This window comes from Agromyces sp. NPDC052230 (assembly GCF_040679595.1).
In the GTDB taxonomy this organism is placed as follows: Bacteria; Actinomycetota; Actinomycetes; order Actinomycetales; family Microbacteriaceae; genus Agromyces.
In genome coordinates this window covers 905,720-926,747 of record NZ_JBFAVC010000001.1, presented here as the reverse complement: position 1 = coordinate 926,747, position 21,028 = coordinate 905,720, and the positions used below count along the sequence as shown (strand labels likewise).

The window sequence follows — 21,028 nt, the reverse complement described above, 5'->3', positions numbered from 1 at the left end:
CCGGAGCTCAACCCACGATCGGGTCGGAGATCGTCGTCGGGTTGCCGAACCGGTGGTTCGTGATCGAGATCGCCTGCTCGTGCAGGAACGGCAGCAGTTCCACGCGACCCGACGGCGTCACCGGATGCGACCACACCGCGACATCCGGAGTGCCCTGGAGTGCTCCGGCGAGCGCCGACGCACCGCCCCCGACCAGCCGCACGCGGGGCGTGCGGATCCCGCCGTTCTCGGCGCGGCCGAGCCACGCCGCGTCGCCCTCGTGCACCACCGGCATCCCGCGCGCGGCGAGGACGGCGCGGACCGCTGCTGGCAGCTCGACCGCCGACGACACCGAGAGCCGCGACCTCGCGAGGAGGCCCGCCGCCATGACGCGCAGCCCCTCGGCGAGCTCCGACGACTCGCCGATGCGGATCGTCACCGGCACGGGACGGTAACGGAACAGGTTCCGTTCGGCGCCGACGCCCGAGACATCCTTCGCGATGCCGTATTCCTCGGCCCAGGCGAGCTCGTCGGAGAGGGCCGACCGCCGCAGCACCTCGAAGCTCTCGTAGTCGAGCGACGGCTGCGATGCCTCGATAAACTCGATGACGCGGCGCTCGAGGCCGCGCAGGTGCAGCGTGCCCGACGTGGACGGGTCGTGCCGCGGACGCCACTCGCCGAGCCCGAGCAGGTAGTTCGGCCCGCCCGCCTTGGCGCCGGCTCCGACGGCGGAGCGCTTCCAGCCGCCGAAGGGCTGCCGCTGCACGATCGCGCCCGTGATGCCGCGGTTGACGTAGAGGTTGCCGGCCTCGACCTGGTCGATCCAGGTGGCGATCTCGCCGGGGTCGAGCGAGTGCAGGCCTGCGGTGAGCCCGTAGTCGACCGCGTTCTGCATGCGGATCGCCTCGTCGAGGTCGCGGGCGTGCATGACGCCGAGCACGGGTCCGAAGAACTCGGTGAGGTGGAAGTACGAGCCCGCCGCGACGCCGGTGCGGATGCCGGGCGACCACAGCCGGCCGGTGGCGTCGAGCTGCCTCGGCTCGACCAGCCACTCCTCGCCGATGCCGAGCTGCGTGAGCGCGTGCAGGAGCTTGCCGTTCGCCGGCTCGATGATGGGGCCCATCTGGCTCGACGCCTGCTCGGGGTAGCCGACGCGCAGCGAGGCGGCGGCGTCGACGAGCTGGCGGCGGAACCGCTCCGACTTCGCCACCGAGCCGACGAGGATCACGAGCGACGCGGCCGAGCACTTCTGTCCGGCGTGGCCGAAGGCGCTCTTCACGACGTCGGATGCCGCGAGGTCGAGGTCGGCCGACGGCGTCACGATGATCGCGTTCTTGCCGCTGGTCTCTGCGAGGAGGGGCAGGTCGTTGCGGAACGACCGGAACAGTTGCGCCGTCTCGTACGCGCCCGTGAGGATGACCCGATCGACCGCGGGGTGCGCGACGAGCTGCCGGCCGAGCTCGTGGTCGGCGAGGTCGACGAGGGCGAGGAGCTCCCGCGGCACGCCGGCCTCCCAGAGCGCTTCGACCATCACCGCCCCGGCCCGCTGGGCGAGCTTCGCGGGCTTGATGATGACGCCCGAGCCTGCGGCGAGCGCGGCGAGCACACCGCCAGCAGGGATGGCGACGGGGAAGTTCCACGGCGGGGTGACGACGGTGAGCTTCGGCGGCACGAACACGGCCCCCTGCACGTGGTCGAGTTCGCGGGCGCGCTCGGCGTAGTAGTGCGCGAAGTCGATGGCTTCGCTCACTTCGGGGTCGGCCTCGGCGATGGTCTTGCCGGTCTCGGCGGCCATGACCTCGATGAGCCGGTCACGGTTCGCGGCGAGCGCGATCCCGGCGCGATGCAGCACCTTGGCGCGCTCGGCGCCCGACAGTGCGCCCCAAGCACGGCCGCGGTCGGCGACCGTGGCGATGATCGAGTCGAGCGTCGCCGCATCCCCCACCCGGGCAGCAGTCACGGCGTCGACACCGAGTCGCGATTCGGGCACGCGCGCGAGGATCCGTCGGCCCCACTCGCGGTTGGGGGCGAGGGCCGGGTCGGTGTCGGGCTCGTTGCGGAAGCCCGGCGTTGCGCCGGGTCCCGCCGGGACGGGTGAACCGGATGCCGCCGCATCCGTCTGTTCGATGCCTCCGCTGCCGCGCGTGATCTCGAGCACGACGCTCGTGAGCGACGCGTCCTCGTCCAGCTCGTCGCCGGGCGGCGGAGCATCGGACACCGCCATGGCGGCCGCGAAGGACTCCTCCGTCCACTCCGTGCGTCGGTTCTGCGTGCGGTTCGGACGCGGCGGCGCGGCATCCGCCCCGTGCGCCGCCTCGGCCTCGAGCGCTGCGACCGACCGCTCGTAGCGGAGGCGTTCTCGCTCGAACAGGCGCTGGTCGCTCGCGAGTTCGAACACGGCCGACATGAAGTTGTCCTGGCTGGCGTTCTCCTCGAGGCGGCGGATCAGGTAGGCGATGGCGACGTCGAACTCGCTCGGGTTCACGACCGGCGTGTACAGCAGGAGGTTGCCGACGTCGCGGCGCACCGCCTCGGCCTGCCCGGTCGCCATGCCGAGCAGCATCTCGAAGTCGACGCGCCAGTCGACACCTCGCTCCTTCGCCAGGAGCCACGCGTGGGCGATGTCGAAGAGGTTGTGTCCGGCGACGCCGAGCTTCACGGCGTCGGTGCGCTCGGGCGTCATCGACCAGCTCAGCACGCGCTTGTAGTTGGTGTCGGAGTCCTGCTTGGTGTCGTAGGTCGCGAGGGGCCAACCGTGAATCGCCGCGTCGACGTGCTCCATGGCGAGGTTCGCGCCCTTCACGACGCGCACCTTGACGGGCGCGCCGCCCGAGCGACGACGCTCAACGGCCCAGGCCGTGAGCTCCTGCATCGCCCCGAGCGCGTCGGGCAGGTAGGTCTGCAGCACGATGCCCGCCTCGAGGCCGCGCAGCCGCGGCTGGTCGAGGAGCGTCGTGAACACCGCGATCGTGAGATCGAGGTCGCGATACTCCTCCATGTCGAGGTTGATGAACTTCGGCGTCGGGCTCGCAGCGGCGAGCTCGTAGAGCGGGGTGAGCTTGGTCACGACCCGCTGCACGGCCTCGTCGAACGACCACATCGAGAGCTGGCTGACGACGCTCGACACCTTGATCGACACGTAGTCGACGTCGTCGCGGGCGAGGAACTCCTGGGTGCCGCGCAGCCGTCGGTCGGCCTCGTCTTCGCCGAGCACGGCCTCGCCGAGGAGGTTGAGGTTCAGGCGGTTGCCCGATTCGCGCAGCGTCGCGATCGAGGGGCCGAGCTTGTCGGGTGTCGCGTCGAGCACGAGGTGCCCGACCATCGCCCGCAGCACGCGCCGCGCGATCGGGATGACGAGCCACGGGAAGGCGGGTGCGACGACGCCGCCGACGCGAATGGCGGCCTTGAGGTACCAGGGCAGGAACCTCGGCGTGAGCCTCGCGACCTGTTCGAGGTTGCGTCCGGCGACGCCGAGGTCTTCGGGGCGCATGACCCCGTCGACGAACCCGACCGTGAAGGCGAGTCCGTTGGGGTCCTTCAGCACGCCGGCGAGTCGCTCGGCGGCGGGTTCGGCGGGGTGGTCGGCGCTCTCGGCGAGCCAGCGACGCACGAGTGCGACGACGTGATCGGTGTTCGGTCGTGCGTCGGTTGCGGCGTTCGACATGGTCACGAGGGTAGTCTCCGTTGATCCGGGCGCGCCGGGCATCCGCGCCGCTCGTCTCCAGTGTGCGCCGCGACATCCGTTCGGTACAGCGAATGAATCCGACGCATACTGTTCAGGAGAACCGAATGATGCGATCGGATGCCGGAGGCCCCGCGATGCTCGACGTGCGACGACTGCGCCTCCTCGTCGAGCTGAGCCGGCGCGGTACCCTCGCCGCCGTCGCCGACGCGTTGTCGTACAGCCCCTCGTCGGTGTCGCAGCAGCTCAGCCTGCTCGAGCGCGAGGTCGGGGTGCCGCTGCTCGTGCAGGTGGGCCGGCGCGTGCAGCTCACGCCGCAGGCCCTCGTGCTCGTCGAGCACGGCCGGGCGGTGCTCGACCGCCTCGAGGAGGCGGAGGCGGATGTCGCGCGCTCGCTCACCGCAGTCGGCGGCACGGTGCGCATCGCCGTGTTCCAGTCCGCAGCCCACGCCGTGGTGCCGCAGGCGCTCACGCTGCTGCGAGCGGAGCATCCGTCGCTCAGGGTCGAGGTCACCGAACGCGAGCCCGAGCTCGCACTCTTCGACGTCGCCGCGCGCGACTTCGACCTCGTGGTGGCCGAGCAGTACCCGGGGCATACCCGCGCGCACCGCGATGACCTCGACCGCGTGCACCTCGCCGCCGACACGATCCGGCTGGCGCTGCCGCCCGCAACCGCTCCTTCTGGCGGATATACGATCCGCCACCCCGGTGCCGTCGGGGGTGCGACCGGCGTGGCGGATCGTATATCCGCAGGGAGTGACCGTCGGCGCGACGACGAGAGCGCCCTCGCCGCGGCATCCGACATGCCATGGGTGCTCGAGCCGCGGGGCACCGCGTCGCGTGAGTGGGCCGAGCAGCTCTGCCGCGACGCGGGCTTCGAACCCGACGTGCGCTTCGAGACGGCCGACCTGATGGCGCACATCCGCCTCATCCGGTCGGGCAACGCCGTGGGGCTGCTGCCCGATCTCGTGTGGGCGGGCGAGGACCCGACCGTGACCCTCGTCGACCTGCCGGGGCATCCGGAGCGCGAGGTCTTCACCTCGACCCGCCATGCCGCGGCCGCGCGCCCCGCCGTCGTCGCCTGCCGGGACGCGCTCGCCCGGGCGGCCCGGCAGACGGCGACGCCTCACCCGCGAACGCCGCCCGGGCCCGCCCGCTCCCCCGCCTGAAGCACCACCGCGATCGCGAGCAGGCTCGCCCCAACTACCGCGACGCATCCACCGACCGCCACGATCGCGGTCGATGTCGTCACCGCCATCTCCGCACCCCGGAACGCCGTCGCGAACGACAGCGTGGCCCACCCGACGACGAGCGCCGCCAATCCCCCGATCAACGCGCACAGGCCGACGCCCTTCGCAAACCCCATCCCGACACCTCCCTACCCGTGGAGTGTCCGGCAATCCACGAAAGGTCTCAGGATCGGCGGCGCGAATCGTTCTTGCTGCCCGCCGCCGCCGCTGCGAACCGCTCCGCCTGCTCGGCGAGGAACTCGAGCACTTCGGCGGGTCCTTCGACGCGATAGCGGATGCCGCGGGGCACCCACATGAGCGCCATCGCGAGATTCTCGGGGTAGTCGGCCTCGAGCGGCCACACCGAGCGGGACGGGCCATCGGCCACGACGTCGCGCCCATACCAGCCGAGGTGCTCGACGAGTTCGTCGCGCGGCAGTTCGACGATGACGCGCGCCGTCACGCTGCGGTCGCGGTGCCGCAGCGCCTGCTCGACCCGTCGGCGGGCGTCGTCATCCGACAGCGGCTTCGGCTCGAAGCGCACGCGCGTCGGGAAGAGGTCGGCCATCCGGTCGAGCCGGAACGTGCGCCAGTCGTCGCGCTGCCGGTCCCACGCGAGCAGGTACCAGCGCCGGGCGACGGGCACGAGCCGGTACGGCTCGACGACGCGCGCCGACGCCTGTCCCGAGGCATCCGTGTAGCTGAAGCGCAGCCGCTCGGAGTCGCGGCATGCCAGCGCGAGGGCGCCGAGCAGTTCGGTGTCGATCTCGGGCGTCGGGCGACCGGATGCGCTGCCTCCGCCTCCTCCTCCGGGCCCGGGGGTCGCGTGCGACGCCAGCGCATCGATGCGGCGCCGCAGCGGCGCGGGCAGCACCTGCTCGATCTTCGCCAGCGCGCTGAGCGTCGTGTGCTCGGCACCGCGCAGGCCCGCGGTCGCCTGGGAGCGCAACCCCACCGCGATCGCGACCCCCTCGTCGTCGGTCAGCAGCAGCGGCGGCAGGCCCGTGCCCGCCTCGAGGCGGTACCCGCCCGCGCTCCCGCGCATCGACTCGATGCCGTAGCCGAGTTCGCGCAGCCGCTCGACGTCGCGGCGCAGCGTGCGCTCACTCACCCCCAGTCGGTCGACGAGCTCGCGCGCCGCCCAGTGCCGATGACTCTGCAGCAGGGAGAGGAGCTCGAGGGTTCTGGAGGTGGTTGCAGCCATGTCCCAAGTATCCCTGGTATCAGGACAGAAAGTGACCGGATGCCTCGGGAGACTGAGGACATGACGAACCACACGCACCCCGATCAGATGATCACCGCCCGCGGCCTCACGAAGACGTTCCGCTCGAAGGGGCAGACCGTCGAGGCAGTCCGAGCCGTCGACCTCGATGTCGCCGACGGTGAGCTCGTCGCGTTCCTCGGCCCGAACGGCGCCGGCAAGTCGACGACCCTCCGCATGCTCACCACGCTGCTGCCGCCGACGAGTGGCGAGGCGAGCGTGGCCGGCTGCGACATCCGCCACGATCCCGCCGGCGTGCGTCGCCGCATCGGCTACGTCGGCCAGGGCTCGTCGGGCGGGCACACGCAGCGCGTGCGCGACGAGCTGCACGCCCAGGGCGCGTTCTACGGCCTGGGCCGACGCGAGACCCACGCCCGTGCCGCCGAGCTCATCGAGTCGCTCGAGCTCGGCCAGGTCGCGAACCGGCAGGTGCAGTCGCTGTCGGGCGGACAGAAGCGCCGGCTCGACATCGCGCTCGGGCTCATCCACCGTCCCGAGCTGCTGTTCCTCGACGAGCCGTCGACGGGCCTCGACCCGCACAGCCGCGCCAACCTGTGGGACCACATCGTCGACCTGCGCCGCTCGACGGGCACGACGATCTTCCTCACCACGCACTACCTCGACGAGGCCGACCAGCTCGCCGAGCGCGTCATGGTGATGGACCACGGCGCGGTCATCGCCGACGACACCGCGTGGGCGCTGAAGTCCTCGCTCGCGGGCGACCGGGTGACGCTCACCTTCGGGTCGGCGACGGATGCCGCAGCCGCCGCATCCCGCATCGGCGGCGCGATCGACGGGGCCGTCGTCACCGTCACCGCGCAGGGCGGCGATCGTGCGCTGCCGCGCTGGATCCGCGAGCTCTCGGACGCGGGACTCGACGTCGTGGCGGCGACCCACCGCCAGCCGACGCTCGACGACGTGTTCCTCGCGCTCACGGGCCGCAGCCTCCGCGAGGAGGCGGCGACGCCCGAGCCCGCCCTCGCCACCGCCTGACGACGACGAACCCACGAAGGAGTACCACCATGACCACCGCCACCACCTCCAGCCCCGCGGCATCCGCCCGCCCCACCGGGTTCGCCCGCGACACCGCCACCGTCTTCGTGCGCGAGTCGCGCCCGCTCGTGCGCGACCCGTTCAGCGTCATCTTCTCGCTCGTGCAGCCGCTCGTCTTCCTGGGTCTGTTCGGCCCGCTGCTCATCGGCGCGGCCGGCGGCGACGTCGCCGGGACGCTGCAGTGGTTCGTGCCCGGCATCCTCGTGATGGTCGCGCTGTTCGGCACGGCCTCGACCGGCGCCAACCTGCTCTTCGAGATGCAGACCGGCTCGCACGAGCGCACGCTCGTCGCCCCGCTGTCGCGCAGCGCCCTGCTCGTCGGCCGTGCGCTCAAGGAGGTCGTGCCGCTCACCATCCAGGGCACGATCGTCGTGCTCGTGGCCGAGCCGTTCGGCTTCCGGCTCGACGCACCCGGGCTCGTCGCCGGTCTCGCGGTGCTCGCGGTCTTCGGCATCGGCTTCGGCGCGCTGAGCTACACGCTCGCCCTCTCGTGCCGCAACCGCGACTGGATGTTCTGGATGGTGCACCAGACGCTGCTGTTCCCGCTCATGATCCTCTCGGGCATGCTGCTCCCCCTCGAGGACGGCCCCGACTGGATGCAGGTCGCCGCGGCCGGGAACCCGCTGAGCTACCTCGTCGCCGCCGAGCGCGCACTGCTCGCGGGCGACCTCGGCAGCCCCGACGTGGTCGGCGGCGCCATCGCCGCGGTCGCGACGTGCGCGGTGGGGGTGTTCGTCGGCGTGCGGGCGATGCGCCGCGCGAACTGACCGACCTCCGTCGAGGGGCGAGCGGATGCCGCATCCGCTCGCCCCTCGCCTGCGCTCGCCAGGCTCACGGACGAGGCGCACCCTCCCCGGCCATCGTGTAGGCACCGGCTTCGAGCCGGTCGATCAGCGCGTTCGTCCATGCGAGGGCGCTGTCAGCGGTATACGCCCAGAGCTTGATCGCCTCCGCGTGGTGCTGCCAATCCTCGTCGCTGTGACGCTCGTACTCACCGACGACCCGCGAACGCCACTCCACGTACGCGTCGACGCGAGCATGAAGAAGTTCGATCGCGCGCTCCCGAGTGAGCTCGGTCATGAACCCGATTCCAGCGATCGTCATGGCGAGGTCGGGCTCCTCGGAACTGAGCGCCGTCTCGAGGAGATCGCGAAATGCGACTTCCCCCGCCTCAGTCACGGAGTAGCTCGTGCGGGCGGGTCCGCCGGCAGCTTCTGCGGCGGTCTCGACGAGCAGGCCATCGTCCCGGAGCTTTCTCAGCCCGTGGTAGATGGAGCCCTGCTGGATGCTGCCCCAGAGCTGCGCGCCCCATGACTGGAGGTCGCGGCGCACCTGATACCCGTGCGCCACTCCTCGCTCTCGCACCGCCCCCAGGATGAGGAGTCGCGTGGCGGTCATGTCGAACCTCCGATCGGCGGGATACGGGCGCGGCGTTCGCACGTTGCGACGGCGACCCATTTGCTAGTACAACTGTACTAAATGGATGTCGCGGACGCGGCGCCAGCTGACCGAAGCGGAGGACGAGTTGCACGTTGTCGTTGTCGGCGCATCCGGGAGAACCGGACGCCTCGTGATCGAGCAGGCTTCCGAAGCGGGACACCGTGTCACCGCGGTGGTGCGAAGCCCAGACCGTGAACCACTGCCGGCCGACGTGCACCTCATGCAGGCCGACGTCGTCGCCGACTCCGCGTTCGAGTTGCCCACTGACGCAGACGTCGTGATCTCCGCTCTCGGGAAACGCTCGAACCGCGACCGGGCGCCCGTCTGCGAGCGCGGCACGACGAACGTCATCGCCTCGATGCGACGCAACGGCATTCGACGCCTCATCGTCGTCTCGGCCTCGCCCGTTCTGCGGTCGGGAGCCGGCGAGCCGGCCTGGTTCCGACTGACCGTACGTCCATGCGTGCGTTTGGCCGGCCGACACATCTACGCCGACCTCGAGGCGATGGAGACGCTGTTGCGGGAGTCGGGCAACGGCATCGACTGGACGGTCGTGCGACCCGGTTACCTCGTCGACCGGATGGGCGGCTCCTACGACCTTCGCCTCGAGATGAACGCGATGGGCGTGGTGCACCGGGCCGACCTCGCGCATGCGCTGCTCGCGATCGCCGAGCGACCCGGGGCCGCAGGCCGGGCATTCGGGCTGGCCAGCCGCGCCGCCGCCTCGGTGGCAGCATGAGCGCGACGACAGCCGAGCGATCGGTCGAAGCGAGCGACTCCGGTTGGTTGCGAATCGGTTTCCTCGCCGATGGATGCTTCAAGCTGACGCTCGCGGGCGCCTACGCGGTGCTCGCGATTCCCATGACCGAATGGCTCAGCGCACCGCTCTGGCTCGCCTACGTCACCGCGCTCCTCGTGGCGTTGTCGGGCATCGCCGAGATCCTCGGGAGACGGAACCGGGCACGCCGCTACGTGCTCTACCTCGCCGCGTACGACACGACCTGGGTCGCCGTGAGCATCGTCGCGTTTCTGCGCATGAGCGAGGGCGCCGCAGGAGTCGGCACCGCATGGTTCGCATTCCAGGCGATCGCGTCGGCCACGCTCGCCGTGCTGTTCCAGTGGCGAAGCCGGCGCAGGTGAGCGAGCGCGGCAGCTGACGTCGCCCCGAAGCGACTGCCGCGACATCCGCTCGAATAGGCTCGAGGGATGCCAGAGCAGCACAGGTCCCACGACGTCGTGATCATCGGCGGCGGCCACAACGGCCTCACCGCCGCCGCCTACCTCGCCCTTGCCGGACGCTCCGTGCTGCTCCTCGAGCGCGACGACCACCTCGGCGGCGCGGCCGTCTCCACGCAGGCGTTCGAGGGTTTCGATGCCCGACTGAGCCGGTACTCGTACCTCGTGAGCCTCCTGCCGCAGCGCATCATCGACGACCTCGGGCTCGACGTCCAGCTCGTGCGGCGCCGCTACTCGTCGTACACGCCCGACCCGCGCGACCCCGAGCGTGGCCTCCTCGTCGACGTCGAAGCGGATGCCGCATCCGCGCGAGAGGCGTTCGCCCGGGTCGGCGCGGCCGACGACACCGACGCGTGGCAGGCGTTCTACGCCGACACGGCCCGCGTCGCGGAGGCGCTGTTCCCGACCCTCACCGAACCGCTGCCCACCCGCGCTGAAGCCCGCGCCCTCGTCGGCGACGACCGCATCTGGACCGAGTTCGTCGAGCAGCCGCTCGGAAGCACGATCGACGCACGCTTCGCGAGCGATCTCGTGCGCGGCGTGGTCGCGACCGATGGGCTCATCGGCACGTTCACCGACCTCGACGACCCGGCGCTCGACGCGAACCGCTGCTTCCTCTACCACGTCATCGGCGGCGGCACGGGCGACTGGGATGTCCCGGTCGGCGGCATGGGGTCCGTGACGGGCGAGCTCGCCCGTGCCGCCCGCGAAGCCGGAGCCGAGCTCGTCACGGGCGCCGAGGTGCTCGCCGTCGACCCCGAAGGACGCGTGCGCTACCGACTGGACAACGCCGAGCACGAGGCATCCGCCGCCACGCTGCTCGCGAACGTCGCCCCCGCCGTGCTCGACCGACTCATCGAGGCACATCGAGCGGATGCCGCCGCCCGGCCCCGATCCGGCGTGGTCGCCCCGCGCGACCAGTCGCCGTTCTCGCCCGACACCGTGCCCGACGTTCCTCCTGTGGTGCGCGAGCGCCTCCGCCAGCTGGCCGCGCCCGAGGGCGCGCAGGTGAAGGTGAATCTCCTCCTCACCCGGCTGCCGCGCCTCCGCGACACCGAGGTCGTCCCCGAGGCGGCGTTCGCCGGCACGTTCCACATCAACGAACTGGAAACCCAGCTCGACGTCGCCTACCGGGCGGCGGCGCGCGGCGAGATCCCCTCACCGCTGCCGTGCGAGATCTACTGCCACACCCTGAGCGACACGTCGATCCTCGATCCCGAGCTCGCGGCATCCGGTGCGCACACCCTCACGGTGTTCGGGCTGCACGTGCCGCACCGCCTGCTCGAGCGGTTCCGCAACGACGAGCTGCGCGAGCGCCTGCAGACCGCCGTGCTCGCGTCGCTGAACTCGGTGCTCGCCGAGCCGATCGAGGACGTGATCGCAACGGATGCCGCGGGCCGCCGCTGCATCGAGACGAAGACCACGCTCGACCTCGAGGAGGCGCTGCGCATGCCGGGCGGAAACATCTTCCACGGGCCGCTGTCGTGGCCCTGGGCGGAGGGCGAGGCGGCGCTCTCGACGCCCGCCGAGCGCTGGGGCGTGGCGACGCGGCATCCGCGGATCCTCCTCTGCGGCTCGGGCGCGGTGCGCGGCGGGGCCGTGAGCGGCATCGGCGGGCACAATGCCGCGATGGCGGTGCTCGAGGCATCCGTCGGCTGACCGTACCTTCCGGTATGGTTGCGGCATGTCCGTGACCAGGCAGCGATGGCTCGATGAAGGGCTGACGGTACTCGCCGAGGAGGGCTCCGCCGGCTTGCGCATCGACCGGCTCGCGGCACGGCTCGGACTGACCAAGGGCTCGTTCTTCCATCACTTCGCCGGGGCGGCGGCGTACCGCACGGCGCTGCTCGCCGATTACGAAGCACGCACCCTGGGCGCGCTCGCCGAGGCCCTCGACGCCGGGCGGGGCGAGGGCACCTTCGCGACGCTCGCCCGGCTCACCGGCCTCGTCTCGGGCGATGAAGAAGGCGATGACACCGACCAGCAGACCCCCGGGGGTGGCAAGATCCGCGCGCCGGAACTCGACCTCGCCGTGCGGGCGTGGGCCGCATCCGATTCCGACGCTCGGGCGGTGCAGGCGCGCATCGACGCCGCAGTCATCGACGCACTGCAGGCCATATGGCGGCCGGCCGTCGAGACGGATGCCGCGGCGCGCACCGCAGCCCTCGTGCCGTATCTCGTGTCACTCGGCGCGTCGGTGACCGTGCCGCCGATCTCCCCCCGGGACCTGCGCGATGTCTACGAACTCCTGCTGGAGCGGGTCCCGCGGTCGCCCGGCGGGTGAGGTACGACGCGGGCTCGTACGCCGCATTCAGAGCACGAAGCTCCAGAGCCCGGTGGCGACGCAGATCGCGAGCATCCCGGTGGCGTTGAGGAAGAGGTTCCGGCCGAGGTCGCGGGCCGCGACGTGCATGCCGATCGCGACGAGGAAGTAGAGCACGAGCGCTCCGCACGTCACGGCGCCGAGGTACGGGATCCAGATCCCCGCGATCAGGCCCGCCACGGCCGCGAACTTGATCGGAGTGAAGATCCACCACCAATCGCGGGGGAAACCGACGTCGTCGAAGCACTTCGCGACGAACGACACGGGCCTCCAGCTCAGGGCGCCGTCGACGAGTTGGATCAGGGCGAGCGCGATGACCGGCCATACGGGATCGGGGAGAATGGACATTTACATACCATACCGTATGGTACGGATCCGAAGGATACCTCGATCCACCACTGCTCCCGACCCCGACGCGAGCCGCTCAGAAGACGAACATCTGCCCCAGCACGACGATGGCGATCACGAACAGCGCGATGACCGCGCCGACGATCGTGAGCGAGCGCACCGACAGCTTCGCCACGCCGAAACCGACGAGGAACGGCAGGGCGGCGAGCAGCAGCGTGACGATCCACCAGAACGCGACGTAGCCGCCCGTGGAGGCCTCCTCGAGGCGCCCGCCGAACAGCTGCTGCGACCTCGGATGCGTCGCGAACGCGAATGCCGCCGACAGCGGCACCGCGATCAACGCGGCGATGATGAGGCCGGCCAGGGCCCCCCACATGCCGGACTTGCGATCCATGACGTCGGAATGCGTGTCAGTGCTCGTGCCCATGCGTGTCCTCCCCGGGAACTTCTGCGGCCACTCTCGTGAGGCCCGTCGGGTGGAGATAGGCGGGCCGCCGCATTAGCCTGAGAGCACGACGAGCAGGGGGCGATGATGACCGCGAAACCGACCGGCCACTACACGTTGAAGCCTGACGGGCTCTACCTGCAATTCGACCGCCTGTTCCATGCGCCCATCGAAGAGGTCTGGTACACGCTCACGAATCCCACGGCCATGCAGGCCTGGATCGGCACGTACACGGGCAGCCCCGCGACCGGCGGGGTGAAGTTCCGCATGTCGTTCGAAGAGGGCACCGAATGGCAGAACGTCTCGATCCTCGAGTGCCAGCCGCCGCACCGGTTCATGGCCGACTCGCGCGAGGGGCCATCGCCGATGCGCGTCTACTGCCATCTCGTCGAGGGCGGCGGCATGACCACGCTCACCTTCGGAAGCCGACTGCAGAGCGCAGCGGATGCCCCGAGCATGGGCCCCGGCTGGGACTACTACCTCGACCGGCTCGTCGCCGCCCACGCGGGCCGCACGATGCCCGAATGGGAGCAGTACTACCCGGCCTTCTCCGACCACTACCGGCAGTTGCACGTTCCCGACGCGGCCCGCAGCTGACGGGCTCGGTCCGGCTGCCGTCGGTCCGCCGCCAACCGGCTGCCCGATGTTCGTTCAGCGAGTCCAGAGTCGCAGACACGTTGCCATGATGCGAAACGGGATGCTTTGGGCCTGCGTTTGGTCGACCGTGCCGGCCAAGTGCAGATCGAGTTCCGGACACGTGAACAGCCAGGTACCGGTCGATCCGGAGTGGCCCACGAGGGACACGGGTCCAGCCAGCGGCGAGATGAGTCGGTTGACGCGAAAGATCATGGTGCCCAGCCCGTAACGCAGAACCGGGGCGTTGCGCAGCCGGTTGCGGCGCTCGGTCAGCAACAACCGCGTGTCGGCATCCCGGAAGGGCTTCCCGGCCGCGAGCGCCCGCTCGAAGGCGAGCAGATCCCCGGTGGTGCTGAACAGATCGTTGCTCGATCGGATGACCCCTGCCACGTCCGTTCGTCGATGCCTGGCGTGGAGCGGCAGGGGTGCCGCGAGGTTCGGCTCGGCCGGTTCGGCAGCGGGATGCCAGGTGCGCGCGAGGCCGAGAGGGCGGGTGATCCGCTCGGCCAACAGCTCGGCGAACCGGGTGGACGTGACGGTCTCGAGGGTCCGGATCAGCAACTGAAAGCCCGTGTCGGAGTAGCGTGCCTTCTGCGTTCCCGCGGCGAGGTCTTGGGGATCGAAGTGCGGGCGCTGCTGCTCGCGGGTGATTTCGATGACGTCCTCGAAGTTCCAGGACGTGTCGTGCCCGGTACGCAGTTGTCGATACAGGCTGGGTCCGCCACGGCGTCGTTCGAAGAAGTCCGGCAGTCCCGAGGTGTGGCTGGCCAGGTGTCGCAGCGTGATCGCCGGCGTCCGGTCCACTCCGCCTCGGACGTGCAGTCCGGTGACGACGGACGCGGGCAGATAGGTCGCGATGGGGGCGTCCAGGTCGAGTTCACCACGCTCGTGAGCCTGCAGGACGAGGGTGATGATGAAACGCTTGGTGATCGAGGCGGTGAAGAAGGGCGTTTCGGGACGGATCTCGGGCTCACCGGCATCCGCCGGCCCGGAACCGCCCGCCCAGTGGTGCTGGCCATCGCCGCTGGCCAGCGCGAGGCTGGCGTGATGCAGACCGGGCCGGGAGCTCAGCCGCTGCACGAGGGCAGTCAGGCCGGCATCGACGTCAGCGGCAACGTTATTGCCGGACGCGAGGAAGGTGCGCTGTGGTGAGCTCATCGGGGAGAGTCCTTTTCGTCACTATATATCTCCTAGACATGTCTACTAGACATGTCTAGGAGACACAACCGGGTAGACTCGGGTCGTGGCACACGTGATCCTGGGCTTGCTTCTGATCGCCCCGAAGAGCCTGTACGACCTCATCAAGAGCTTCGAAGCTGGTGTGGCCCTGTTCTACAGCGCCAGCTCAGGCAGCATCAAGCGAGCCCTCGACACTCTGCTCGACAAGGGACTGATCGAGGTGGCGAGCATCGAACCGGGAGGGCGGGGCAGGAAGGTCTATCGCTGTACAGGGGCCGGCGGGCAGGAGTTCCACCGATGGATGACCGGTGAACTCAGCGGGGCGGACCTGGAGGCGGCGGCGCTTCCCCGGCTGTTCTTCCTGGGGCTGCTCGACACCGAGCATCGCGCCCCCGTGCTGCGGCGTATCCAGGAGCGTGCCGCGGCCGACCTGGCTGAGCTCATGGCCCTCGACGAGCGCGTCGAGGCGATGGATGTGCCCGCAGAGTATCGCGACCTCGTGGCGTACCAGCGCGCGACCCTGGCCTACGGGATCGCCGCCGGACGCCACGCGCTCACGTGGTTCGGCGACCTCGCCGACCGCGCCTGACCGCGACGCGCTACCGATCCGACTCCCCGGCGCGCGGCATCCGCACCCCTAGACTGACGCCGTGAAGAGCATCGAGCGCCGAGCTCGCGCGGCCGAGACGGGCGCGAGGCGCCGCGAACGGTACGTGAACCTGATGGCGAACCGCCCGTTCGTGTGGGCGTTCGTCGCGACGCTCGGCGTGCTCCTGGCGCTCGCGCTCGCGTCGGCGATGGTGAGCCTGTCGAGCGTCGTGTTCTCGGTGTTCGCCGCGATCTTCATCACCCTCGGACTCGATCCGCTCGTGCGCTGGCTCGAGCGACGCGGCATGCGGCGGGGACTCGCGATCCTGACGGTGATCATCCTGTTCGTCCTCGTGATCGCGGGCCTCCTGTGGCTGGTGCTCCCGCTCGTCATCACGCAGTCGGCGGCCTTCATCCGGTCCCTGCCCTCGATGTACGAGGAGCTGCAGACCCAGGAGTGGTTCCAGGACGCGGTCTCGGGAACCGGTGGGGTCCTCGGCACCGTCTACGCGTGGATCACCGAGACCATCAGCGACCCGAACTTCTGGGCGACCATCGGCGGTGGGGCGCTGAACATCGGCGTCGCGATCGTCGGCGGCATCTCGAGCGGGTTCTTCATCTTCATCCTGACCATCTACTTCACCGCGACGCTCGACTCGTCGAAGGCCGCCGTCTACAGCCTCGTCGCGGCGTCGCACCGCGCGCGCGTCGTCGACTACGCCGAGCGCATCATGCAGAACGTCGGCAGATACCTCAGCGGCATGGTCGTGCTCGCGTTCCTCAACGCCCTGTACAGCCTCATCCTGCTGTCACTCGTCGGGGTGCCGTTCGCGCTCGTCATCTCGGTGGCGGCGTTCTTCATCACGCTCATCCCGCTCATCGGAACGGTGCTGACGACCGTCTTCATGACGGTCATCGCGCTGTTCGTGTCGCCGCTCGCGGCGCTCATCGTCTTCATCGCGATGCTCGTGTACATGCAGGTCGAGGCCTATGTGTTCACGCCCAAGGTGATGAGCCGGGCCGTGCAGGTGCCGGGCTCGATCGTGCTCATCGCCGCGCTCGCGGGTGGCACGCTCGCGGGCCTGCCCGGCGCGCTCGTCGCGATCCCGGTCGCAGCCGGTATCCTGCTGATCATCAAAGAGGTCGTCGTGCCGCTGAAGGCGCGGTCGTAGCCCCGCTCACTGCCAGACCGACGGCGCCTCCGCACGCGTCGCGGGCAGCGCGACATCCGTGCCCCATCGCTCGAGCCAGTCGGGAATGCCGTGCGCATCGGTCACGCCGAGCGCCTCGACGATCTCGGACATCGGCACGGTGCCACCCGCACGACGAAGGAAGCGCGCACGGATGAACCCCGTCGCATAGATCTCGGGCCGGCCCTCGGGGCCGGGGCGCACGAAGCGCTGCTCCATGTAGACGGCCTTGTCATCGTGGCCGACGAGTCGCGACTCGATCGTGAAGCGGTCCCAGAGGCTGAGCGACTTTCGGAACGTGATGGTCTCGCTCGCGACGACCGGGTACCAGCCTTTGTCGAGCATCATCTTCCACACCCCGTTGCGCACCAGCATGTCGAAGCGCGCGACATCCATGATCGAGAAGTACACGCCGTTGTTCATGTGCCGGTTGATGTCGAGGTCGGTCGGCAGGGTGACGAACCTGGTGCGCGCGACATCCCGATACCCGAGGTCGGGGCGGCGACGTGAGAGGAAGAGCAGGTGCAGCAACGTGCGGAACAACATGTGCATAACCCACGACTGTATGCCCGAATCGTGTCGGTCTTCCATCGTTGCGCGCTGGGCACAATCGGCGAGCGGATGCCGCCCCGAGCCGTTGTGCGCAACCACTACCGTGGTCTCGTGCTCACCGTGATCTCGATGACCGGCCGACTGCTGCTGGCGCACTGGCCCGCGCTGCTCGCGTGGTTCCTCGCCGGCATCCTCGTCCGGTACCTCGTCATCGAGCTGGCCGGGTTCGTCGGCGCGTTCTCGGCCCTCGGCGGCCAGCTGCTCCTGCCCCTTGCCATCCTCGCCCGCCTCGTCAGCTTCGTGGCGATGTTCCTCGTACTGCGCGACGGCATGGCCCGGCTCGGCACCATCGCGGTACTTCCACGCGACGCCCTCGCCCGCCGACGCGCCTTCGTCGACGCGGTGCTCGGCGGCATCCTGCCGTTCTTCGCCTTCTACGCGGCTTGGGGCTACCTTCGCGACGACTGGTTCGCCTATCTGGCGCGAGGGCTCGAGGTGCAGCAGGGGATCATCTTCGGTTCGATGCTCTCGGGTGAAGCCGTCTCCACCGAGGGCACCCTCGACCAACTCGTGTTCGAGCCCGCCACCATCGCACTCATCGTGGTCGCCTTCGTCGGCCGCTGGGCATGGAACCGGTACCGCGATCGGCTGCCCAAGTGGTCGGCCATCGGAGCGGTCTATCTCGAGGCGATCTGGGTCTTCCTCACCGTGATCCTCATCTCGCAGGCGTTGGGCTGGGTGTCGGAATGGGTGCAGTCGCGGCAGGCGATGGTCTGGCTCGCCGACATCCGGACGTGGGTGACAACCCAGGTGGAGCCCATCGCGTGGGTCTGGGAGGGGGTCGAGTGGCTGCTGGGCGAGGCCGGAGGCATCATCCTGCTGCCGCTCGCCTGGCTCACCATCGCCGGCGTCGTCTACGGGCAGGCGGTCGCACCCCAGGCGCCGCGCCTCGGGGGTGCGCTCGTCGACCGAGCCCGCGGACGGTTCTCGAGCCTGCCCGAGGCGCTGCGACGACGGCTCGGCGACCTGTGGTGGGAACTCGCCTCGCGTTTCCGCCCCATCGGCCGCGCCGTGGTGCTGATGTGGCGGGCCGGCCCGGTGCTGGTCGGCGGGTACGTCCTCCTGTACACGATCGTGCTCGGGTTCGAGCAGATGCTCCGCTTCTGGATCACCCGCCTCATCGGCCCGCAGGACTTCTACGCATTCTGGACGGTCGCCGACACGGTGGTCCTGCTGCTCGTGCCACTCATCGTCGAGCCGCTGCGCGTGACGCTCGTCGCCAGCGCCTACGACGCGACCCTCGCGCGATTGGTTCCGACATCCGTTCCCGACTCGTCAGGGCTCGACGAGCAACCGGGTGAACCTGGGAAGCGCCTCGGGCGAGACGAGCTCGACGGCGAACGGCCCGGTGGCGTCGAGCGGGACGAGGAACGCGACGGTGATCGTGAAGGGGTCGGTCCCGGTCCCGGCGCATGAGCCGAACTGCTCGGACGACGGCGCCCACCCGATCTCGAAGCTGACGGGCTGCCATTCGCGGCGGGCTCCCGTGATCTCGCGCAGGGTCGGCGGGAGGCAGCTCGCGACATCCGCTCCCGGATCGACCGGCACCGCGACCAGAACCACCTGCGAACCCGCGGGAACGTCGAGCTCCGCACCGGGGTCGACGACGGCCTTCTCGGCGGGTCCCCAGACGGCGCCCTCGAACTCGACAGAGGCCCCCGCCGGTGCCACGACCGGTTGTGTCGGCTTCCCTGAGAAGTAGTCGTTCCATTCGTTCCAGCCGATCACGCCGAACGTCGCCGGGAGCAGCACCGCGACTCCTGCGAGCGGGAGGGCGTTGCGCCGCCACCACCTGCGGCGGCCTCTGACGGCGTCCATCGTCATCGCGCCCATCCGCTCGACACCAACTCGGCTTCCTCGACGCGATCGAGGCGACGTGGTTCGAGGTGCAGTTCGATCACGGAGTCGAGCCTCGGATCCTCGCTGAGCCCGAGGCTCAGCACGGCGACGTCATCGCCCAGCGCGGCTTCGGGCAGTTCGAACGCGATGCTGCCCGATCTCGGCACGCCGACCGAGAGCGCGGAGCGGAACAGCGAGTCGGGCGGCCGCTCGCTCGCTCGGAACGTGCGGCCGTCGATCGAGAGCGTGGCGTGCGAGAGCAGCGCGCCCGATTCGCTCTCGACCGCCGCCGCCTCGAGGTCGACGATGAGCCACGGGCCGGTCGCGACCCAGCCGTCGATCGTCGCCGCATCCGCCGCTCGAACGCCGGTGATGGTCACGGCCAGGTTGCGCCCTTCGCCGGCGTCGCCGACCTCGACGGGCACGACGAACGGCTGCTCGGCGGCCGCGTCGTCGGGCGTCACCAACGCGACGCCCCACGCGGCGATGACGAGTGCCGCGCCTCCGACCGCCGCGACCCATCGCGTCATTCGTCGACCGTCCCGGGATCCGGCTCTGCGGCGTCGACGCCCGCGCCGACGTCCGTGATGTCGACGGTCACCACGGCGGCGGGCCTCGGGTCGTCCCAGTACCGCCCGCTGATCACCGCGGTGCCGGTGAAGAGCGTCTCGTCGTTCAGCACCACGCGCACGTCGTCGCCGGCAGCGTGACGGTCGGCGGGCACCGCCCAGGCGAGCACGATCGTCGCGGGCACCCCGGGCTGCAACCACGGGTTCGCCGTCATGTCGTCGTAGCGGGCGACCGCCCCGGGTTCCGCCTCCGGATGATCGGCGAGCGCGACCGTGGACGACAGGCTGTAGCCGCGGGTCGTGGGCAACGGTTCGTCCCAGAGGTTCTCGGCGTCGACGATCAGCGCGAGCACCCGCTCGCCGGGCTCGACCGTCACACCGGCCTCGGGCAGCGCATCGATGAGCACGGCGCGTTGCACGGTTACCGCCAGTTGCTCGTTGCGATGTTCCTCGCCGGCATCAAGGCGGGGCAGGCTCGCGGCCTCCACGGTCTCGAGCCCGCCGAATGCGGCCGCCGCCGCCAGGAACACACCGGTCCCGATTCCTGCGATCCACTTCGTCGGCAAGCGGTCGGCCGCCGCGCGGACCCAGCGGAATCGCCGCTTCGGCACGGCCTGCTGCTCGGTCGGTTGCGGTATGCCCACGGGGAGCAAGCATAGGGCCGCATGTCGGCGCGCGCATCGATCGATGCAGTGCCCGACCGGACGCGGTGACGTGACGAGTCGGCGCGATCAGGATGGTGCGGTTGCGCGAACGCCGCCGCCGGGCCGGTGCTGCCGGATGACGCGATAGCGCAGGTGCGTGGCCCGCGCGCCGCGTTCGACGTGCAGCAGCTCGAGCTCGACCGGAGGGCTCTGCACCTCGGGGAACAGCCGGTCGCCCGCGCCGAGCAGCACCGGAACGAGGTGGAGCCGCAACTCGTCGACGAGATCGCCGAGCAGCGCCTCGCGCGCGATCGACGCGTTCCCGATCACCGTGACCGTTGCGGCGCTCGCGACCAGGCCCGCGCGGCGGACGGCCTCGCCAACGCCCTGCGTCACGAACTCGAAGCGCGAACGCCCGCGCACGATCGGGTCGCGCGCCAGGTCGGTGACCACGAAGCACGGACGCAGGCCGAACACCGTCCGATCGCCCCACAGGTGCTCCCCCGCCTCGAACGTGCGGCGACCGATGACGAACGCGCCCGTGCGGTTGAGGACGCCGGCGGCGACGAGGCGATCCACCTGCTCCGGAGTCGCGACGGTGCCGGTGGCCTGCTCGGGGATGATGCCCGTGGGCGCGGAGTCCGGCCCGAAGGGGCGAAGGATCCACTCGTGCACGCGTTCCCCGCCGACGCCGAACGGATGCTCGCGGCTCATGCCCGGCGCGGTGACGAATCCGTCGACCGTCATCGTCATCTCGAGGAACACCTGCGGCATG

The 21,028-nt window shown here is 70.4% G+C and carries 22 protein-coding genes; 11 read left to right on the top strand and 11 right to left on the bottom strand.

Features of this window, described 5'->3' with window-relative positions:
- Window positions 1-7 precede the first annotated feature (7 nt).
- Window positions 8-3,643 (bottom strand): bifunctional proline dehydrogenase/L-glutamate gamma-semialdehyde dehydrogenase, encoded by a 3,636-nt coding sequence (locus AB0K73_RS04580; RefSeq protein WP_360510380.1) that lies wholly within the window; start codon window positions 3,641-3,643, stop codon window positions 8-10.
- A 155-nt stretch (window positions 3,644-3,798) separates the two neighbouring features.
- Here AB0K73_RS04580 and AB0K73_RS04575 point away from each other — a divergent pair, with 155 nt between their 5' ends.
- Window positions 3,799-4,830, top strand: coding sequence for a LysR substrate-binding domain-containing protein (locus AB0K73_RS04575; protein ID WP_360511249.1), 1,032 nt, complete (start codon window positions 3,799-3,801; stop codon window positions 4,828-4,830).
- Here AB0K73_RS04575 and AB0K73_RS04570 read toward each other — a convergent pair.
- Complete coding sequence (locus tag AB0K73_RS04570; RefSeq protein ID WP_360510381.1) at window positions 4,788-5,027, bottom strand: hypothetical protein; 240 nt, start codon at window positions 5,025-5,027, stop codon at window positions 4,788-4,790. The two genes, AB0K73_RS04575 and AB0K73_RS04570, sit on opposite strands and share 43 nt — an antisense overlap.
- A gap of 47 nt (window positions 5,028-5,074) precedes the next feature.
- On the bottom strand, window positions 5,075-6,094 hold the full coding sequence (locus tag AB0K73_RS04565; RefSeq protein ID WP_360510382.1) for a YafY family protein: 1,020 nt from the start codon (window positions 6,092-6,094) through the stop codon (window positions 5,075-5,077).
- 60 nt (window positions 6,095-6,154) lie between these two features.
- Here AB0K73_RS04565 and AB0K73_RS04560 point away from each other — a divergent pair, with 60 nt between their 5' ends.
- Both AB0K73_RS04560 and AB0K73_RS04555 read left to right on the top strand, forming a co-directional pair.
- Window positions 6,155-7,144: an ATP-binding cassette domain-containing protein gene (locus AB0K73_RS04560; RefSeq protein ID WP_360510383.1), complete on the top strand. Its 990-nt coding sequence runs from the start codon at window positions 6,155-6,157 to the stop codon at window positions 7,142-7,144.
- Between the two features lie 29 nt (window positions 7,145-7,173).
- A complete protein-coding gene (locus AB0K73_RS04555) occupies window positions 7,174-7,971 on the top strand; it encodes an ABC transporter permease (RefSeq protein WP_360510384.1) in 798 nt (265 codons plus the stop codon).
- A gap of 64 nt (window positions 7,972-8,035) precedes the next feature.
- Here AB0K73_RS04555 and AB0K73_RS04550 read toward each other — a convergent pair whose 3' ends face one another.
- Window positions 8,036-8,602, bottom strand: a complete 567-nt coding sequence (locus AB0K73_RS04550; RefSeq protein WP_360510385.1) for a PadR family transcriptional regulator — start codon at window positions 8,600-8,602, stop codon at window positions 8,036-8,038.
- Between the two features lie 85 nt (window positions 8,603-8,687).
- On the opposite strand from AB0K73_RS04550, the gene AB0K73_RS04545 reads away from it, so the two are divergent.
- The 4 genes from AB0K73_RS04545 to AB0K73_RS04530 all read left to right on the top strand — a co-directional run bounded on the left by AB0K73_RS04545 (window position 8,688) and on the right by AB0K73_RS04530 (window position 12,164).
- Window positions 8,688-9,383, top strand: coding sequence for an NAD(P)H-binding protein (locus AB0K73_RS04545; RefSeq protein WP_360510386.1), 696 nt, complete (start codon window positions 8,688-8,690; stop codon window positions 9,381-9,383).
- Window positions 9,380-9,784 carry a hypothetical protein gene (locus AB0K73_RS04540; protein ID WP_360510387.1) on the top strand — a complete coding sequence of 135 codons (405 nt, stop codon included), beginning with the start codon at window positions 9,380-9,382 and terminating at the stop codon, window positions 9,782-9,784. The genes AB0K73_RS04545 and AB0K73_RS04540 overlap by 4 nt, the downstream gene beginning before the upstream one ends.
- Before the next feature lie 66 nt (window positions 9,785-9,850).
- On the top strand, window positions 9,851-11,539 hold the full coding sequence (locus AB0K73_RS04535; protein WP_360510388.1) for an NAD(P)/FAD-dependent oxidoreductase: 1,689 nt from the start codon (window positions 9,851-9,853) through the stop codon (window positions 11,537-11,539).
- A 25-nt stretch (window positions 11,540-11,564) separates the two neighbouring features.
- A complete protein-coding gene (locus AB0K73_RS04530) occupies window positions 11,565-12,164 on the top strand; it encodes a TetR/AcrR family transcriptional regulator (RefSeq protein WP_360510389.1) in 600 nt (199 codons plus the stop codon).
- A gap of 27 nt (window positions 12,165-12,191) precedes the next feature.
- Here the strand turns inward: AB0K73_RS04530 and AB0K73_RS04525 are convergent, their stop codons facing one another.
- Together AB0K73_RS04525 and AB0K73_RS04520 are read right to left on the bottom strand one after the other, a co-directional pair.
- Window positions 12,192-12,551: a DoxX family protein gene (locus tag AB0K73_RS04525; RefSeq protein ID WP_360510390.1), complete on the bottom strand. Its 360-nt coding sequence runs from the start codon at window positions 12,549-12,551 to the stop codon at window positions 12,192-12,194.
- 76 nt (window positions 12,552-12,627) lie between these two features.
- The gene (locus tag AB0K73_RS04520; protein ID WP_360510391.1) at window positions 12,628-12,978 is read right to left on the bottom strand and encodes a hypothetical protein; all 351 of its coding nucleotides are present in this window, start codon (window positions 12,976-12,978) and stop codon (window positions 12,628-12,630) included.
- A 102-nt stretch (window positions 12,979-13,080) separates the two neighbouring features.
- Here AB0K73_RS04520 and AB0K73_RS04515 point away from each other — a divergent pair, with 102 nt between their 5' ends.
- Window positions 13,081-13,593 (top strand): SRPBCC domain-containing protein, encoded by a 513-nt coding sequence (locus tag AB0K73_RS04515; RefSeq protein WP_360510392.1) that lies wholly within the window; start codon window positions 13,081-13,083, stop codon window positions 13,591-13,593.
- 54 nt (window positions 13,594-13,647) lie between these two features.
- On the opposite strand, the gene AB0K73_RS04510 is transcribed toward AB0K73_RS04515, so the two are convergent.
- Window positions 13,648-14,790: a serine hydrolase domain-containing protein gene (locus AB0K73_RS04510; RefSeq protein ID WP_360510393.1), complete on the bottom strand. Its 1,143-nt coding sequence runs from the start codon at window positions 14,788-14,790 to the stop codon at window positions 13,648-13,650.
- 85 nt (window positions 14,791-14,875) lie between these two features.
- On the opposite strand from AB0K73_RS04510, the gene AB0K73_RS04505 reads away from it, so the two are divergent.
- The gene (locus AB0K73_RS04505; protein WP_360510394.1) at window positions 14,876-15,400 is read left to right on the top strand and encodes a PadR family transcriptional regulator; all 525 of its coding nucleotides are present in this window, start codon (window positions 14,876-14,878) and stop codon (window positions 15,398-15,400) included.
- A gap of 61 nt (window positions 15,401-15,461) precedes the next feature.
- On the top strand, window positions 15,462-16,571 hold the full coding sequence (locus AB0K73_RS04500) for an AI-2E family transporter (protein ID WP_360510395.1): 1,110 nt from the start codon (window positions 15,462-15,464) through the stop codon (window positions 16,569-16,571).
- Window positions 16,572-16,577: 6 nt separating this feature from the next.
- Here AB0K73_RS04500 and AB0K73_RS04495 read toward each other — a convergent pair whose 3' ends face one another.
- Window positions 16,578-17,141, bottom strand: a complete 564-nt coding sequence (locus AB0K73_RS04495) for a thioesterase family protein (protein WP_360510396.1) — start codon at window positions 17,139-17,141, stop codon at window positions 16,578-16,580.
- Between the two features lie 69 nt (window positions 17,142-17,210).
- On the opposite strand from AB0K73_RS04495, the gene AB0K73_RS04490 reads away from it, so the two are divergent.
- Entirely contained in the window at window positions 17,211-18,617 is a 1,407-nt protein-coding gene (locus tag AB0K73_RS04490) for a hypothetical protein (protein ID WP_364774889.1), read from the top strand.
- A gap of 404 nt (window positions 18,618-19,021) precedes the next feature.
- On the opposite strand, the gene AB0K73_RS04485 is transcribed toward AB0K73_RS04490, so the two are convergent.
- From AB0K73_RS04485 to AB0K73_RS04475, 3 genes are all read right to left on the bottom strand, one after another.
- Entirely contained in the window at window positions 19,022-19,570 is a 549-nt protein-coding gene (locus AB0K73_RS04485) for a hypothetical protein (protein ID WP_360510398.1), read from the bottom strand.
- Window positions 19,567-20,253 carry a hypothetical protein gene (locus AB0K73_RS04480; RefSeq protein ID WP_360510399.1) on the bottom strand — a complete coding sequence of 229 codons (687 nt, stop codon included), beginning with the start codon at window positions 20,251-20,253 and terminating at the stop codon, window positions 19,567-19,569. Before AB0K73_RS04480 ends, AB0K73_RS04485 begins: the two co-directional genes overlap by 4 nt.
- 87 nt (window positions 20,254-20,340) lie before the next feature.
- Entirely contained in the window at window positions 20,341-21,027 is a 687-nt protein-coding gene (locus AB0K73_RS04475) for a dihydrofolate reductase family protein (RefSeq protein WP_360510400.1), read from the bottom strand.
- Window position 21,028 lies beyond the last annotated feature (1 nt).